Below are 14495 nucleotides of genomic sequence, written 5' to 3'. Positions count from 1 at the left end.
AAAAATTACTAGTTAACTATCATCTATGATACCACAAATCTTATTACATCGACCAGAATCTGAAAAAACAATACGATATTCTTTAAACAATTCTATACCTGTAAAAGAAGAATTACATAGAAGATTGACACAAAAGGGATATTACTTTCTTCAGGATCATAGAATTAATAATTACACCTTTGATTTTTATTGTCCTACTTTTAAAATCGCAATAGAGATTGATGGGTACGCGCATGAGTTTTCTGACGTGTACAACTTAGATGCTCCAAAAAAATTACATATTCATTCTTTGGGAATTACGGTACTTCGTTTTACAGATCATCAAATTCTTGTAGATATAGAAGAAGTTTTTAGAGCATTAAAACATCTCATAAATCAGCAAAACACCTCATCTTATGTCGTTTGACAGAATTCGCGAGAAATTATCAATTCTTGCAGATGCTGCAAAATATGATGTATCCTGCGCAAGTAGTGGAGTTAAAAGAGCTAACAAAGAAAAAAGTCTTGGTAACACTACAGCAATGGGCATATGCCATAGTTATACAGAAGATGGACGATGTGTTTCTTTATTAAAAATCTTACTCACCAATCACTGTATTTTTGATTGTGCTTACTGTGTAACGAGAAAAAGTAATGATATTAAAAGAGCTGCTTTTAAAATTCAGGAAGTTGTAGATTTAACTGTAAGTTTTTACAGAAGAAACTATATAGAAGGATTATTTCTGAGTTCAGGAATTTTTAAAAGTTCTGACTATACCATGGAACGGTTAATAGCAGTTGCCAAAAAACTACGATTAGAAGAAAACTTTAACGGTTATATCCATTTAAAATCTATTCCGGGCACTAGTGATGAGTTGATGAGAGAAGCTGGTTTATACGCCGATCGTCTTAGCGTAAACATCGAAATACCTACTGTATCAGGATTAAAACTTCTCGCTCCAGATAAAAAGCATGAAGACTTTATTAAACCAATGAATAAGGTGAAGAATGAGATTATACAGTATAAAGCCGAACGAAAACTACTAAAAAATACTCCCAAATATGCTCCTGCTGGACAAAGTACACAAATGATCATTGGAGCAACTGGAGAAAGTGATAGAGATATCATGTACTCAGCTACCTACTATTACAAAAAATTCAATATGCGTAGGGTATATTATTCTGGATACATTCCTATTAGTAAAGATGATCGGTTACCGTCAATACATACAGAAGTTCCAATTCTGAGAGAAAACCGACTCTATCAAACAGACTGGTTATTGCGATTTTATGGGTTTTCCATTCAAGAGTTATTAAACGACGATCACAAAAATCTCGACCTAGACATAGATCCAAAACTAAGTTGGGCGTTAAGAAGTCCAGAAACCTTTCCGGTTGACATCAATAAGGCAGACAAAAATTTATTAGCTAGAGTACCTGGAATAGGAATGCAATCAGTGTATAAAATAATACAAGCTAGAAAATTTAGAAAATTAAATTGGAGTCATCTAAAAGCAATAGGCATTTCCCTAAATAGAGCAAAGTACTTTATCACCTGTGATTCTAAAGATAGTTACCACAAGGACATTTCTCCTACTCGACTTAAAAATGTGATACTCCGTAATTCATATAGTAAGCATCAAAAACACTTTAGTAATCAACTAAGTCTCTTTTCATAATTAATCATGGCACCTCATACTATATTACAATACGATGGAAGTTTTGATGGGTTTCTGTCGTGCGTATTTATGGTATATGAACAAAAAATACAACTACCACTAATACAGAAGCAATCTGAAGAAAACAACCAACTATTTACAATTTCCGAAATTGTACATACAGATAAAACAAAGGCAAAAAGAGTATGGGATGGTCTACGGAAAAAAGTTCCGAAACCACAAAAACGAGCAATTTTCAAGGCTTTTTTAAGTGAGATCAAAGGTGTAGAAAACACCCTTTTATCTTATATTCAAAATATTTTTGACACTTCGCAAAACATAGGTTTAGATTATAGTAACAAAGACATTTTAAAAATTAGCCAAGTTGCCAAAATGGTACAAAGAGAAAAACACCGCATGGAAGCCTTTGTACGATTTAAAAAAACAAAAGATGATTACTATGTTGCCACAGTAGAACCAGATTTCAATGTCTTACCATTGTTGATACGCCATTTCAAAGACAGATATGCAGATCAGAAATGGATTATATATGACATTAAAAGAGGATACGGTATATGCTACAATCTCATCAATATAGAATTCATTACAGTAGACTTTTTTTCTAAACTACGAACAACGATTGAAAAAGATGTATACTCCGCACAAGAAATGGATTTTCAAAAACTATGGAAATCTTATTATGATAGTGTAAATATAAAATCCCGAAAGAATTCAAAACTACATATACAACATCTTCCAAAGCGGTACTGGAAATACTTGATAGAAAAAAACGAATATTAAAATAAAATGTTAAATTTGACGTTGAATAACCCAATTAACTATATCTATCAATTATGAAAAGATTATTTTTAGGAGCAATCGCTCTAATGTTTGCAGTATCAGTTACGTCTTGTAAAGACACTAAAAAAGCTGAAGATGCTGCGGAAGAAGCTGTAGAAGAAGTAAAAAATGCTGCAGAGGAAGCTAAAGAAGAAGTGAAAAATGCTGCAGAGGAAGCTAAAGAAGCTGCTAGTGAAGCAGTAGAAGAGGCTAAAGAAGCTGCTGGAGAAGTAGTAGATTCTGTTAAAGCTGCAGCTGGTGAAGCTGTTGACGGTGCTGTTGACGCTGCAAAAGAAGCTGCTGGTGATGCAGTTGATGCTGCAAAAGACGCAGTGAAAGACGGAGCTAATAAAGCTGCTGACGCCTTGAAAAAGCAATAATATATAGTAATATATATGTAAAACCATCTGCCTATGGCAGATGGTTTTTTATTTAAAAGATTTTATTATTCAGAATTAACCCCTTTCCGAAAGGTGTATTGTTCCCTTAATTAAGTTTGAAAGATGTTACTGATCTAACCATATTACTTTATCTTCCATTGGACTTCTCTTTGAAGAAATAGAATCATCGTCTTCATAATTACCCAAATACAAAAATCCTAAACATTTTTCACCTTCTTCAAAATCAAAAAAATCATCCATATACGTTATAAGCCCAGGACTACTCCAATAGCATCCTACATGATGCGCTGCACAGGTTAACCACATATTCTGCACCGCCATTGACGTGGCAGCGATTTCCTCCCACTCTGGCACCCTTTCTTTATCATCACGTTTCATACATATCGCAATGATAGCACTTGCTAACGAACAATTATTTTTAATCTTCTTATGTTTAAAAGGAGAAAAACTATCTTCTGGTGTAATATCGGTGTAGGTATCCGATAAAAAGGTTCCTAAACGATCCTTTGCCGCTCCTCTAACAACTTTAAAACGCCACGGTTCTGTTAATCTATGTGTAGGTGCCCAGTTTGCATTTTCTAATAGTACTTTGATAAATTCCTCAGAAACAGGTTGATCATTATATTGTGCTGGAAAAATAGCTCTTCGTTCTCTTATTATCTGGTTTAAATACTCTTTATTCATTAATTTTACACTTTTCATGTAAAGTTATTATTATTATCGAGACGAATAACAACAAATCCTAAGTTATATATTTTGAATTTCCAAGTTCGTCTTCATACCTCAGAACAATTAGACAACCTATCGCTATCAGGTACTATTTTACACAATACTTTATCCAGTCTACAATTGGTAAATAGTTTATTTGGCAATCATAGGCAATTGTCCAAAACGACTCTCGATTATTGTTCTAAAATATATGATGGGAAAATCTTAAAAATTGTAGATCTAGGTTGTGGTGGTGGAGATACTGCTTATAAAATTTATAATCGCCTAAGTAAAGCAGGAATAAAAGTTTCAGTATTAGGAATTGATGGAAATCCTCAGAGTATAGCTTATGCAAATTCCAAATATGCGTATCACGATGCAATCACATATGAAACAGCAAACATACTAGATGATTCGTTTACTATACCCAAATGTGACATTGTAATTAGCAGTCACTTTATTTATCATTTTCAAGATATGGAGTTGGTTGACTTCATTAAGAAAACAAAACAAAAAGAGATTAAGCATCTTATCTTTAGTGAACTAAAAAGAAGTAAAGTTGCTTACATCTTATTTAAACTATCTAGTTTTATATTACCTCTATCATCGATGGCTAAATCTGATGGATTGACAGCTATTAAAAGAGCTTTTACTGTTGCCGAATTACAATCTATTTTAAAAAAATCAGAAGTAAAAAAGTATCAAGTAGATAAAAAATTCTGGTTTAGAACCTTAACAAAAATTGATCTTCACCAATGAAAGAAATTTTATTAAACCATTTCAACAATATAAAGAATACTCCAAAAACCCTTCTATTAACTTACATTCTAGTCTATTTTACCTGGGGACTTGGAATGAATGCGTTCGGAGCGGAAATGGAAATCGCAAGATTTACTTATTGGTGGCAAGTAATTAGCTGTTATATTTTATATATGGTTCCAATTTCTATTCTACTAAAAGAACATAGTTTTTTTAATCAATATGCATATGGATTGGTAGCCATGGGAATACTGGAGTTTTTAGGATATTGGCTGCAAACTTCATATGCCTATCCTAATAACATCTTGGATAAATTATTTAATCCTCAAAATTTTAGTTTGGGAATGGCTCTATTTTTTGCCTTATACTTTCCAGCTGGAAACTGGTTAGTAAGTAAAATACACGGTGCCATTTTTAAAAAATAGGTACTTCTCTACTTTTTAATAAGAATAAATTGCTGTTTCCCTTGTTTTTTTACTCTGTATTTTTCCTGAATATCACCGGCTCCTTTTAGATCCAGAGAATCTTTTACATAAGTAATCCAGTCCTGACGGTGCACAATAACATTATCCAATATCACATCTGTTAAATTTGCATCTTCCAATTTAGTTCCCCACAAGGTGGCTTCGGTTAAATCTGCTTCTGTAAGATCAGCTCCATACAGCTTAGCATTTGTGAGATCGGCACTTAGTAATTCAGAATATTTTAAATTTGATTCTGTAAAATTTGTCCTTTTTAATATAGCATCTGAAAGATTAATTCGTTCCAAATTTGCTTCTGCTAATTCCCCACGTTCTAAATTGGCCGCTGGAAGGTTTACTTCTGACAAATTTGAATGATTAAGATTAATATATTTTAAGTTCACTCCTCTTCCTAAAAATATATCTTTAAAATAGGTATAACTAAAATCCGAAGCATCTAAAATCTCTCTATATGACTGATCCGCAAGATTACTTCGAATTAAACTAAATAACAATTGTCCTTTCTCTGGGCTTATTTTCTCATCGATCAATTTGCCATCCTCTTCGTACTTATAGGGTTTCATTGCCCTGGTTAAACTAGCAATTCTAGCTTCTAACACTGGACTTATGTTGCGCTCACTCGATCCTTTATATTTTAATTCTTCGCTTAAATCAGAAAGTAAATTATCCATTATAAACACTAGAGAAGACCTTCTCTCCGCTTCTATTAACGCATTTTGGTTACCTACTAAAACATTTTGATTAATTACCAACCAAGTTTGAAACATTAAAATAATAGAAGGGATCAATGTAATTAAAACACCAAACAAACCAATTCTTGTAACTCTCCAAATAATATTAGAAGAAACATCAGATACGGTATCCACAGATACAGTATTTGTTTCTTTATACTCATTAATAGCATTATTAATGCTTTTTTTGAGACGAATTCCCAGTAATGGAACACTAGATTTTTTTAACAACCAAAAACCAACATTCTTTTTCTTCTCTCTTCTTTGCTTAATTTGATCTAGCTGACTTTGAAGAATTTTATTTTCCTTTTCTAACTGTTGTATTCGTTCTTGTTCGGACACTATATTGAGGGGTTTAGATTATAACGGTTTCAATATATTAAAGTTAATAGATTCACTCCAAATAAAAAAGAAAGCCTTTCAATCAAAAAAGGCTTTCCAAATCTAACATAATAAAATATAGTCCAAAAACCATACCCTTACTTTATATAGTTAGCGATATCGTCTGAAATATTTTCTATTAAAGAAGTATGTTCTTCTTGGTCTACTTGATTTATTATTTTTGCTAAAAGCATTACATAACTTTTTACGTAGTCTATTTTATCAGAATCATTCACATATTCTTTACCATCAACCACAATGAAAGTAATCAGATTACGAATTACCTTTCTTAAATCTGATATACTAAGCTCTTCTTGAATACTTAAATGATTCTGGTCCATTTTCAAAAATTGAAATGAAATTTAGTATTCTAAGCTTTCAAGAATGAATATCTACGTATAGAAAAATGAGGATTTCCGATAAAAAGCACGTTTCATCGATTTGGGCAGTAGTATCCTTATATTTTAAAATTCAAAATTAAATTTTAAAATATAACGGGATTAAATGAAGATAAAACAATTATTGTCGTTTTATCGATAAACCAAATTTTATGCCAAATTCTATTGTTTCTCAATCATGGCATTCGTCCCCCAAATCAGCATCAATACTAATCATTGATTGTTCTGAGTCCATCCAATAGAACCTTTGTCTTCTGATAAGAAAATATCAACCAAGTTCATATAGGTAATAATATTAACTCACCTAGTTCAATTATAAAAACCATAAAATCAATACATTAAAAAACACCAAGCCTTCATAATCAATACAACTAATTCCTTTACAATATTCTTTATTTATTGATAAGGCCATTTTTATTAAATGTTTATTAAAATTCTATTTAATTCTGTTTTCCAACGAGAATATGCTTCTTTATAATTGTCTCTATTTTGTAATGGATGATAAGTGATCACATGATCATTCTTGGTAATCATAGTACCAAAATCTTCAAAAGTTCCATCACTTAGCCCAGCAGCTCTGGCAGCTCCAATCGCTCCTGTAGTATTATAAATCTCAATCTCTTGATTGATCAACGTTGCTACGGTATTGGAAAATATTTCTGATCGAAATAGATTATCATTTCCCGCGCGAATAACTTTGATATCTGCATTGTCTTTTTTAAGAATTTCTAAGCCATAAATAAATGAAAATGCAATGCCTTCTAGCGCTGCTCTAAAAATATGTGAACGTGTGTGTTTGTTTAGATTTAAATTACAAATATGTGTTCCTAAAGTTTTATTATCAAACATTCTTTCTGCTCCATTACCGAAAGGTATGAGCTGTAAATCATTAGAACCTACCGAAACCTTGGATGCATGAGAATTCATGGTTTGGTATGAGTTGGTTTCTAAATTCAGGTTGTTTTTCAACCAACGATACTGAATCCCTGCTCCATTAATGCATAGCAACTTACCTATACTAGTATGTTCTTCTGTGTGGTTTACATGTGCAAAATTGTTAACTTTTACTCCTTCCTTTACCTCTAAATTATCAGTAATAGCATACAAAACTCCAGAAGTACCGCCGGTAGCAGCCACTTCTCCTGGATTAAAAACATTTAGTGATAAAGCATTATTTGGTTGGTCTCCCGCTCTATACAAAATAGGTATTCCAGCTTCTAAACCACTTTCTTTGGCACCATCTTCAGAAAGTGCACTTTGCTCCGAAAACGTAGGAACAATATCAGGAACAATGTTAGTATCTATTTCGAAATGTTCTAATAACCAATTTGCCGATTTTTTCTTTTTAAAATCCCATAATGTCCCTTCTGACAAACCAGGAATGGTAGTATTTAAAACCCCTGAAAACTTAAAAGCAACGTAATCTCCTGGTAACAAAAACTTATGAATTTTAGCGTAATTCTCCGGTTCATTATCTCGTACCCATTTTAATTTAGATGCCGTAAAATTAGCTGGTGAGTTTAGTAGATTATTTAGACATACATCTTCTCCTAATTTCTCAAAAGCATCTTCTCCAATATGTACCGAACGGCTATCACACCAAATAATAGAATTTCGAATTAAATCATGATTATGGTCTACAAGTACTAATCCATGCATCTGATATGCAATTCCGATACCCTTAATCCGATTAGGAGTAATTGCATTTTCTTTTAATAACCTCTTAGAGGCTTTACATACATATTGCCACCATAATTCTGGATCTTGTTCTGCCCAATCTTTCTCGATAGTGATGATATTCATTTCTTCTTCGGGTTCACTTAGAGATGCTACAGACTTTCCTGTTTCAGCATCAACTAGCGCTGCCTTTACTGATGAACTTCCTATGTCAAATCCTATATAATACATGTGTTATTTTATTTCAGATACAAAAGTTTCATTTCTTTAGGCGAAACAAAACTTATTTCTAAAGTATCACCGAAAATTGGGTTTAATAGTTTTCGTAATTTTTACTATACGAAGTCTACCGTTCTCCAGCAACATTTTCATTTCTCGCCGCAATAATTAAGTTATCTTTTTAAAAAAAAGCTTTATCAGTAAACTTTTATTCTTTTAGTAGTCATAAAAAAGAAGTAAATTAACACACCATTCATTTTAAAACTCTTAACTCATTAAATAGATAATACAATGAAGAAAGCTTCAATTGTTTATGTTATACCTATACTTTTGGTAACGGGTATTCTATTAGCTTCTAATTTGAAAGCACCTACAGCATACATTCCAGTTTCTTCAAATGAAGCTGTAAAAAAAGGTGCTTCGGATGAAAATTACAACAAGATGATGGACGTTCTTGTAAGTCCACGTTGTATCAACTGCCATCCTAACGACAATATTCCAAAACAAGGAGACGATGGACATCCGCACTATTTTGGAATGTCTAGAGGCGAAAACAATCTAGGATATCAAGCTACTAAATGTACTACCTGTCATCAATCAGAAAACAATGATTATTCGGGTGTTCCTGGAGCACCAGAATGGAGTCTGGCACCGGCTAGTATGATGTGGGAAGGTTTAAGTAGGAAAGAAATTGCAGAATCTATGCTTGATCCGGAACGTAATGGAGGCAGAAATCACGAAGAATTAATGCATCACTTAACAGAACATGAACTCGTACTTTGGGCATGGGAACCAGGTGTTAGAGCAGATGGCACACCAAGAAAGCTTCCTCCAGTACCTTTAGATGAATATATCTCTGCAGTAAAACAATGGTTTGAGGATGGTGCTGTAATCCCTGCCGAATAATTACTAACAACTAAAATTAATACTTATGAAAATAGCATTTACTATTAACGGTAGTTCACAAACCGTTGACATAGAAGATGGTAATACTCCTTTATTATGGGTAATAAGAGATATCCTAGATTTAAAAGGTACTAAATTTGGTTGTGGTAAAGCAGCTTGTGGAGCGTGTACGATTATGGTTGAAGGAGAAGAAGTACGTTCGTGTTCGTATGCTGTTAAATTTGCAGAAGGAAAAAAAATCACCACTATAGAAGGTCTGGGCACACCAGAAAATCCACATCCTGTTCAACAAGCATGGATTGAAGAAGTAGTACCACAATGCGGTTATTGCCAACCAGGATTTATGATGGCTACAGCAGCATTATTAGAAAAAGTACCAAATCCAACGGATGACGATATTGATCAAAATATTATAAATGTTTGTCGTTGTGCTACTTATTACAGAATGCGAAAAGCAATCCATCGTGCTGCCGAAATAAAAAACAATTCCAATAGCTAAAATTACGATTATGAGTAACAAAGAAAAAAAATCGAAAGGAATCTCTCGTCGAAAATTTTTAGTCAGAGGAGGTTTAGGAACTCTTGGCGTATTAGCCGTTGGCACCTATGTATTTAGAAATCCATTACGTCGTTCGATGTTAGAAATGGCAGAAACAATGGCTCCAACTTATATGGGAAGTGGAACAGAACCCAATCTTTGGTTTGAACTAACTAAAGAAAACAAAGTCATTTTTCATTCTCCCAAAGTCGAAATGGGGCAAGGTTCTTTTACCAGTTTTGCTCAAATGATAGCCGATGAAATGGATCTAAATATTGACCAGATCACGGTTATTGGTGCTGCTACAAAAACAGGTGTTGTAGACGCCATGAGTACTGGAGGTAGCTTATCTGTTGGTGGATTATGGCAACCTCTCCGTGAGTTATCCGCTACTATGAGAGAAATGCTAAAAATAGAAGCTGCCAAGAAATTAGGTATAGACGTTTCCTCTTTGTCTACTAAAGAAGGTATTATTTCTGGAGGCGGAAAAACAATGACCTATGCAGAAGTTGCTAACGATATTACTGAATGGGATATTCCTGACACACCAGAATTAAAACCAATGAAAGATTATAAATTCATTGGAAAACCGGTAAAGCGTATTGATTTAAATGCGAAAGTTTTTGGTGATCCTATTTTTGGTTTGGATGCTGAAATGCCAGACATGCTCCTTGCAGCTATTATTAGACCTAGTGTTGTAGGGGCAAAATTTAAAAGTGCTGATACTACCAAAGCCGAAAAAATGCCTGGTGTTGTCAAGGTTGTTCTCATGGATGATTGGGTAGGAGTTATTGCAAAATCTTATGCCCAAGCATTAGCTGCTAAATACAAAATCAACGTAGATTGGACGATAGAAAAACGCTATACAGAAGAAGATTTGCGTAACATGCTACAAGTAGGTAAAGGAAATCAAAGCATTACCCAAAAAGCTGGAACAGCACTAAATTCAAACGACAACGATGTTATCTCTATGGAATTCACCAGTCCTATCGGTGCTCATGCTCAAATAGAACCCAATGGAGCAGTTGCAGATTATAATAATGGAGATATTACAATTATACTTTCTACACAAGTGCCTGGTGCTACTCAAAAAGTGGTCGCCGAAGCTTTTGATGTGGATACCGAAAAAGTAAATATTATTCCTACCTACTTAGGTGGAGGATTTGGTAGAAGATTAAACACCAATCATGCAGTACAAGCTGTTCAGTTATCTAAGGAAGTTGGGAAACCAGTAAAATATATTTTTACACGAAAAGAAGAGTTTCAACATGATCTATTTCGCCCACCTACACATCATATAATGAAGGGAAAACTAAATAACGATGGTTATTTAGAAGCTTTAGAACATCACTATGCAAGTGGTGATGTAGCGGTCAATGCCTTAATCATGCCCCGAATTCTAACATCTGTTCTTGGTACTGATTTAGGAGCTATGAGAGGAGGACAAATTATGTATGATAAAGTACCAAATCATCGAGCAGTACAATGGCATACCACCTTGCCTTTCGCTACTAGTTGGTGGAGAAGTTTAGGTCTATTAGCAAATACTTTTGCGATTGAAAGTTTTGTAGATGAAATGGCTATTCGTGCAGAGAAAAACCCAGTTGATTTCCGCTTAGCAAGTATCTCCAATGAAGGTAACAAGAAACGATTATACGATGTTATAAAATTAGCAGCAGAAAAAGGTAAGTATAATGACAAACCCGTTAATGGTCGGGCCATGGGCTTTGCTGCATCTACTGATGCTAATTCACCAGCCGCACATGTGGTTGAAGTCTCTATAGAAGACAACAGCATAAAAGTTCATAAAGTAACTTGCGCTTTTGATTGTGGCGTAGTTGTAAACCCAGATCAAGTGAAAGCCCAGTGCGAAGGTTCTATCATTATGGGAATGAGTGGTGCTATGTTTGAAAAAATGACCTTAGAAGATGGAGAACTGACTCCTACAATTTATGGTCCTTATGATATGGCTCTAATGAAACATGCTCCTAAGCAAATTGATATACATTTTATTCAGGGTGCTGACATTCCTTTACCCGTAGGTGAGCCTCCAATGGGACCGATTGGCGCCGCAGTATCCAATGCAGTTCGTAGATTAACAGGAAAACGATTAACTGATTTACCGCTAAAATTATCTTAGATAAAACTTCCATTATTTTTGTAAATCATTATTAGACAACACCATTTCAACAACTTAAATCCTTTTAAAAAAAGTCTAAAAACAATGAAACCTCTTGAAAAAAATCAAGAGGTTTTCTTAAGCATTTAAAATTGGTTAAACATCGAATTTTTATATGACGACTGTGGTGTTTATATCTTTACAAAATTTATAATCGATAAGGATCTAAAGTTTCGATACTTCCATCTTCTCTATAAGTTATTTCAGCAACTTTCACAGAACGTAGATGTGTTACTCCGTTTGATAAACTCGAATCATGGTAAAACAAATACCATTTACCTTCAACTTCGCAAATAGAATGATGTGATGTCCATCCAACTACTGGATTAAGAATACGTCCACCATACGTAAAAGGTCCATAAGGATTATCTCCAACAGCATAACAAATAAAGTGCGTATCTCCTGTAGAATATGAAAAGTAGTACTTTTCATTATATTTATGTAACCAAGCAGCTTCAAAAAAACGTCTATCATTATCTCCTGCCAAAAGTAAATTTCCATTTTCATCTAGAATTTCAATTGGCTTTGGTTTTTCAGAAAATTCTAATAAATCATCTGTTAATTTTGCTACAAATGGTAAGAGTGCTGGTTCATTATCTTCTGGGAGAAATGCTGTTGGACTTTCAGGCTGATCTGGATTAAACTTTCCAGTACGCCAACGTTGCAATTGTCCTCCCCAAATTCCACCAAAATACATATAGTAGTTACCATCATCATCTTTAAAAACAGCGGGGTCAATTGAAAAACTTCCCTTAATTGGTTTTGGCTGCGCAATAAATGGGCCTACAGGAGATTTACTTGTAGCAACTCCGATCCTAAAAATATCATCGTAATCTTTAGCTGGAAAATATAAATAATACGTCCCATCTTTTTCATTAGCATCGGGAGCCCACATTTGGCATTTTGCCCAAGGAACATCATCTACATGCAATGCCACTCCATGATCCTTTGCTTTGCTATCTATCGTATCCATTGAAAGCACATGATAATCTTCCATTGCAAAATGACTCCCTAGATCATCAAATGCTTCTCCAGCATCTATATCATGGGATGGGTAAATATAAATTTTATTGTTAAACACATGTGCAGAGGGATCTGCAGTATACATATGCGAAACTAGAGGTTGTGAAATTGCTTTTCTATTTAGATCCTTAAAATCTATATGGTCTATGCTATCTTCTGGCATTATTAAAAAATTAGGATTTGTTTCTACGTTGTTTAAGTTCTGATTCTATTTGGAGTTCCATTTTTTTACTGATTTCATAAAAAAATAATAACCCAATACCAATTAAAAAAGGAATCGCAGGATAAATACTAACTAGCATTTTAGTCCCATGAATTGCTGTTGGGCTTTGCGTTATCAGTTCAGGGTTATAGTCATAAGCACCAAGAATTGATGCAACTAAAGCACTTCCTATGCTCAACCCTCCTTTTAATCCAACCATCATAGCAGAAAAAATGATAGCCGTGGCCCGTCTATTCGTTTTCCATTCTGAAAAATCTGCTACATCTGCAATCATGGTCCATAAGATAGGAGTACTAATCCCATAAAAGAATCCATGTAGTATTTGAGTCCCAAAGATTAAACCAACAGATTCCGGAGAAAAAAAGTAAAATGCAAGTATAAAAAGTGTTGATATAAATAAGGATATTCCAAAAACATTACGCTTACCATATTTATCCGCAAGTCTTTTAGAGAGCATAATACCAATTAAACCAAATAATATACCTCCACCATTAAAAACTCCGAGTCCAAAAGAAGTTTCATTCTCAAAGGTTGGTAAAAAACTTTTGAAAGGTGTTAAAAAGGCATCTAGTTTTTCTGCATTTACATAATTTTCAAAATAATACACATAGGATCCTCCTTTCATAGCTAAAGTTATAAAAACCAAAACTGTAAGAGCAAGCATAATAATCCATGGACGATTTTTTACTAGGTCAGATATATCTTCTTTTAATGTTGATTTTTGTTCTGGAGTAGGAACAATTCTCTCTTTGGTAGTAAAAAAAGTAATAAGCAACATAATGGTTCCTATAATTGCCAAATAAGTCATTACGGTTTCCATTCCTTCAGCTTTATTTCCATTACCGGCTTTTAGAATTAGATCGTACATAAATACTTGCACAAAAAACTGGGCTCCCATTACAGCAACGAAACGATATGCAGACATACTATTTCGTTCTTTCATATCTCCTGTAATTACGCCACTCAAAGCTGCATATGGTAAATTATTAGCGGCATAAAGCAACAACAACAAACTATAGGTAATTACGGCATAAATAACTTTTCCTTTATACTCAAAGTCCGGTGTACTAAATGCAAGAAGTGCAGAAACACCTAAAGGGATCGCTGTAAATAAAATCCATGGTCTGAATTTCCCCATTTTACTCTGCGTTCTATCTGCAATAGCTCCGATGATAGGGTTAAAAACAAATGCTGCTATCAACCCAACAGCAAGTGTTACAATTGCAGTATCCTCAGGTGTTAATCCATAAATATCAGTATAAAAATACGCAAGGTATGTAACCAGGGTTTGGAATACCAAATTAGCTGCCAAGTCACCAAGAGAATAGCCAATTTTTTCTTTGATAGATAGTTTATGAGTGTTTAAATTCATGTTATATTAATCTTTAAAAGA

General features: G+C 33.9%; 15 protein-coding genes. 9 read left to right on the top strand and 6 right to left on the bottom strand.

Annotated elements, in window-relative coordinates; genetic code table 11:
• Window positions 1–25 precede the first annotated feature (25 nt).
• The 4 genes from Q1B37_RS02780 to Q1B37_RS02765 are packed head-to-tail and all read left to right on the top strand — an operon-like array spanning window position 26 to window position 2857.
• The gene (locus Q1B37_RS02780) at window positions 26–406 is read left to right on the top strand and encodes a DUF559 domain-containing protein (RefSeq protein ID WP_299895154.1); all 381 of its coding nucleotides are present in this window, start codon (window positions 26–28) and stop codon (window positions 404–406) included.
• Window positions 396–1658: a putative DNA modification/repair radical SAM protein gene (locus Q1B37_RS02775; RefSeq protein WP_299895151.1), complete on the top strand. Its 1263-nt coding sequence runs from the start codon at window positions 396–398 to the stop codon at window positions 1656–1658. Before Q1B37_RS02780 ends, Q1B37_RS02775 begins: the two co-directional genes overlap by 11 nt.
• Window positions 1659–1664: 6 nt before the next feature.
• Window positions 1665–2438: a TIGR03915 family putative DNA repair protein gene (locus Q1B37_RS02770; RefSeq protein ID WP_299603329.1), complete on the top strand. Its 774-nt coding sequence runs from the start codon at window positions 1665–1667 to the stop codon at window positions 2436–2438.
• 53 nt (window positions 2439–2491) lie between these two features.
• Window positions 2492–2857, top strand: a complete 366-nt coding sequence (locus Q1B37_RS02765) for a hypothetical protein (RefSeq protein ID WP_299603331.1) — start codon at window positions 2492–2494, stop codon at window positions 2855–2857.
• A gap of 126 nt (window positions 2858–2983) precedes the next feature.
• On the opposite strand, the gene Q1B37_RS02760 is transcribed toward Q1B37_RS02765, so the two are convergent.
• On the bottom strand, window positions 2984–3580 hold the full coding sequence (locus Q1B37_RS02760) for a nitroreductase (RefSeq protein WP_299895149.1): 597 nt from the start codon (window positions 3578–3580) through the stop codon (window positions 2984–2986).
• 54 nt (window positions 3581–3634) lie between these two features.
• Here Q1B37_RS02760 and Q1B37_RS02755 point away from each other — a divergent pair, with 54 nt between their 5' ends.
• Both Q1B37_RS02755 and Q1B37_RS02750 read left to right on the top strand, forming a co-directional pair.
• Window positions 3635–4345 (top strand): methyltransferase domain-containing protein, encoded by a 711-nt coding sequence (locus tag Q1B37_RS02755; RefSeq protein ID WP_299895147.1) that lies wholly within the window; start codon window positions 3635–3637, stop codon window positions 4343–4345.
• The gene (locus Q1B37_RS02750) at window positions 4342–4770 is read left to right on the top strand and encodes a hypothetical protein (RefSeq protein ID WP_299895145.1); all 429 of its coding nucleotides are present in this window, start codon (window positions 4342–4344) and stop codon (window positions 4768–4770) included. Before Q1B37_RS02755 ends, Q1B37_RS02750 begins: the two co-directional genes overlap by 4 nt.
• 8 nt (window positions 4771–4778) lie before the next feature.
• Here Q1B37_RS02750 and Q1B37_RS02745 read toward each other — a convergent pair whose 3' ends face one another.
• The 3 genes from Q1B37_RS02745 to Q1B37_RS02735 all read right to left on the bottom strand — a co-directional run bounded on the left by Q1B37_RS02745 (window position 4779) and on the right by Q1B37_RS02735 (window position 8245).
• On the bottom strand, window positions 4779–5900 hold the full coding sequence (locus tag Q1B37_RS02745) for a pentapeptide repeat-containing protein (protein ID WP_299895142.1): 1122 nt from the start codon (window positions 5898–5900) through the stop codon (window positions 4779–4781).
• 137 nt (window positions 5901–6037) lie between these two features.
• Window positions 6038–6280 carry a hypothetical protein gene (locus Q1B37_RS02740; RefSeq protein ID WP_299603342.1) on the bottom strand — a complete coding sequence of 81 codons (243 nt, stop codon included), beginning with the start codon at window positions 6278–6280 and terminating at the stop codon, window positions 6038–6040.
• 474 nt (window positions 6281–6754) lie between these two features.
• The gene (locus Q1B37_RS02735; RefSeq protein WP_299895139.1) at window positions 6755–8245 is read right to left on the bottom strand and encodes an FGGY family carbohydrate kinase; all 1491 of its coding nucleotides are present in this window, start codon (window positions 8243–8245) and stop codon (window positions 6755–6757) included.
• A gap of 279 nt (window positions 8246–8524) precedes the next feature.
• Between Q1B37_RS02735 and Q1B37_RS02730 the strand changes: the two genes are divergently transcribed.
• Genes Q1B37_RS02730 through Q1B37_RS02720 form a run of 3 tightly spaced genes read left to right on the top strand, consistent with a single transcriptional unit; the run spans window position 8525 to window position 11817 of the window.
• Window positions 8525–9139 (top strand): hypothetical protein, encoded by a 615-nt coding sequence (locus tag Q1B37_RS02730; protein ID WP_299895136.1) that lies wholly within the window; start codon window positions 8525–8527, stop codon window positions 9137–9139.
• Window positions 9140–9164: 25 nt separating this feature from the next.
• Complete coding sequence (locus Q1B37_RS02725; protein ID WP_299603350.1) at window positions 9165–9638, top strand: (2Fe-2S)-binding protein; 474 nt, start codon at window positions 9165–9167, stop codon at window positions 9636–9638.
• 10 nt (window positions 9639–9648) lie between these two features.
• A complete protein-coding gene (locus Q1B37_RS02720) occupies window positions 9649–11817 on the top strand; it encodes a molybdopterin cofactor-binding domain-containing protein (RefSeq protein WP_299895132.1) in 2169 nt (722 codons plus the stop codon).
• Between the two features lie 187 nt (window positions 11818–12004).
• On the opposite strand, the gene Q1B37_RS02715 is transcribed toward Q1B37_RS02720, so the two are convergent.
• Window positions 12005–13042: a glycoside hydrolase family 43 protein gene (locus Q1B37_RS02715; RefSeq protein WP_299895130.1), complete on the bottom strand. Its 1038-nt coding sequence runs from the start codon at window positions 13040–13042 to the stop codon at window positions 12005–12007.
• A 10-nt stretch (window positions 13043–13052) separates the two neighbouring features.
• Window positions 13053–14474: an MFS transporter gene (locus tag Q1B37_RS02710; RefSeq protein WP_299895127.1), complete on the bottom strand. Its 1422-nt coding sequence runs from the start codon at window positions 14472–14474 to the stop codon at window positions 13053–13055.
• Window positions 14475–14495 lie beyond the last annotated feature (21 nt).

The sequence above is a fragment of the uncultured Aquimarina sp. genome, assembly GCF_947492965.1.
Taxonomy (GTDB): Bacteria; Bacteroidota; Bacteroidia; order Flavobacteriales; family Flavobacteriaceae; genus Aquimarina.
This window is presented reverse-complemented; position numbering and strand designations above follow the sequence as displayed.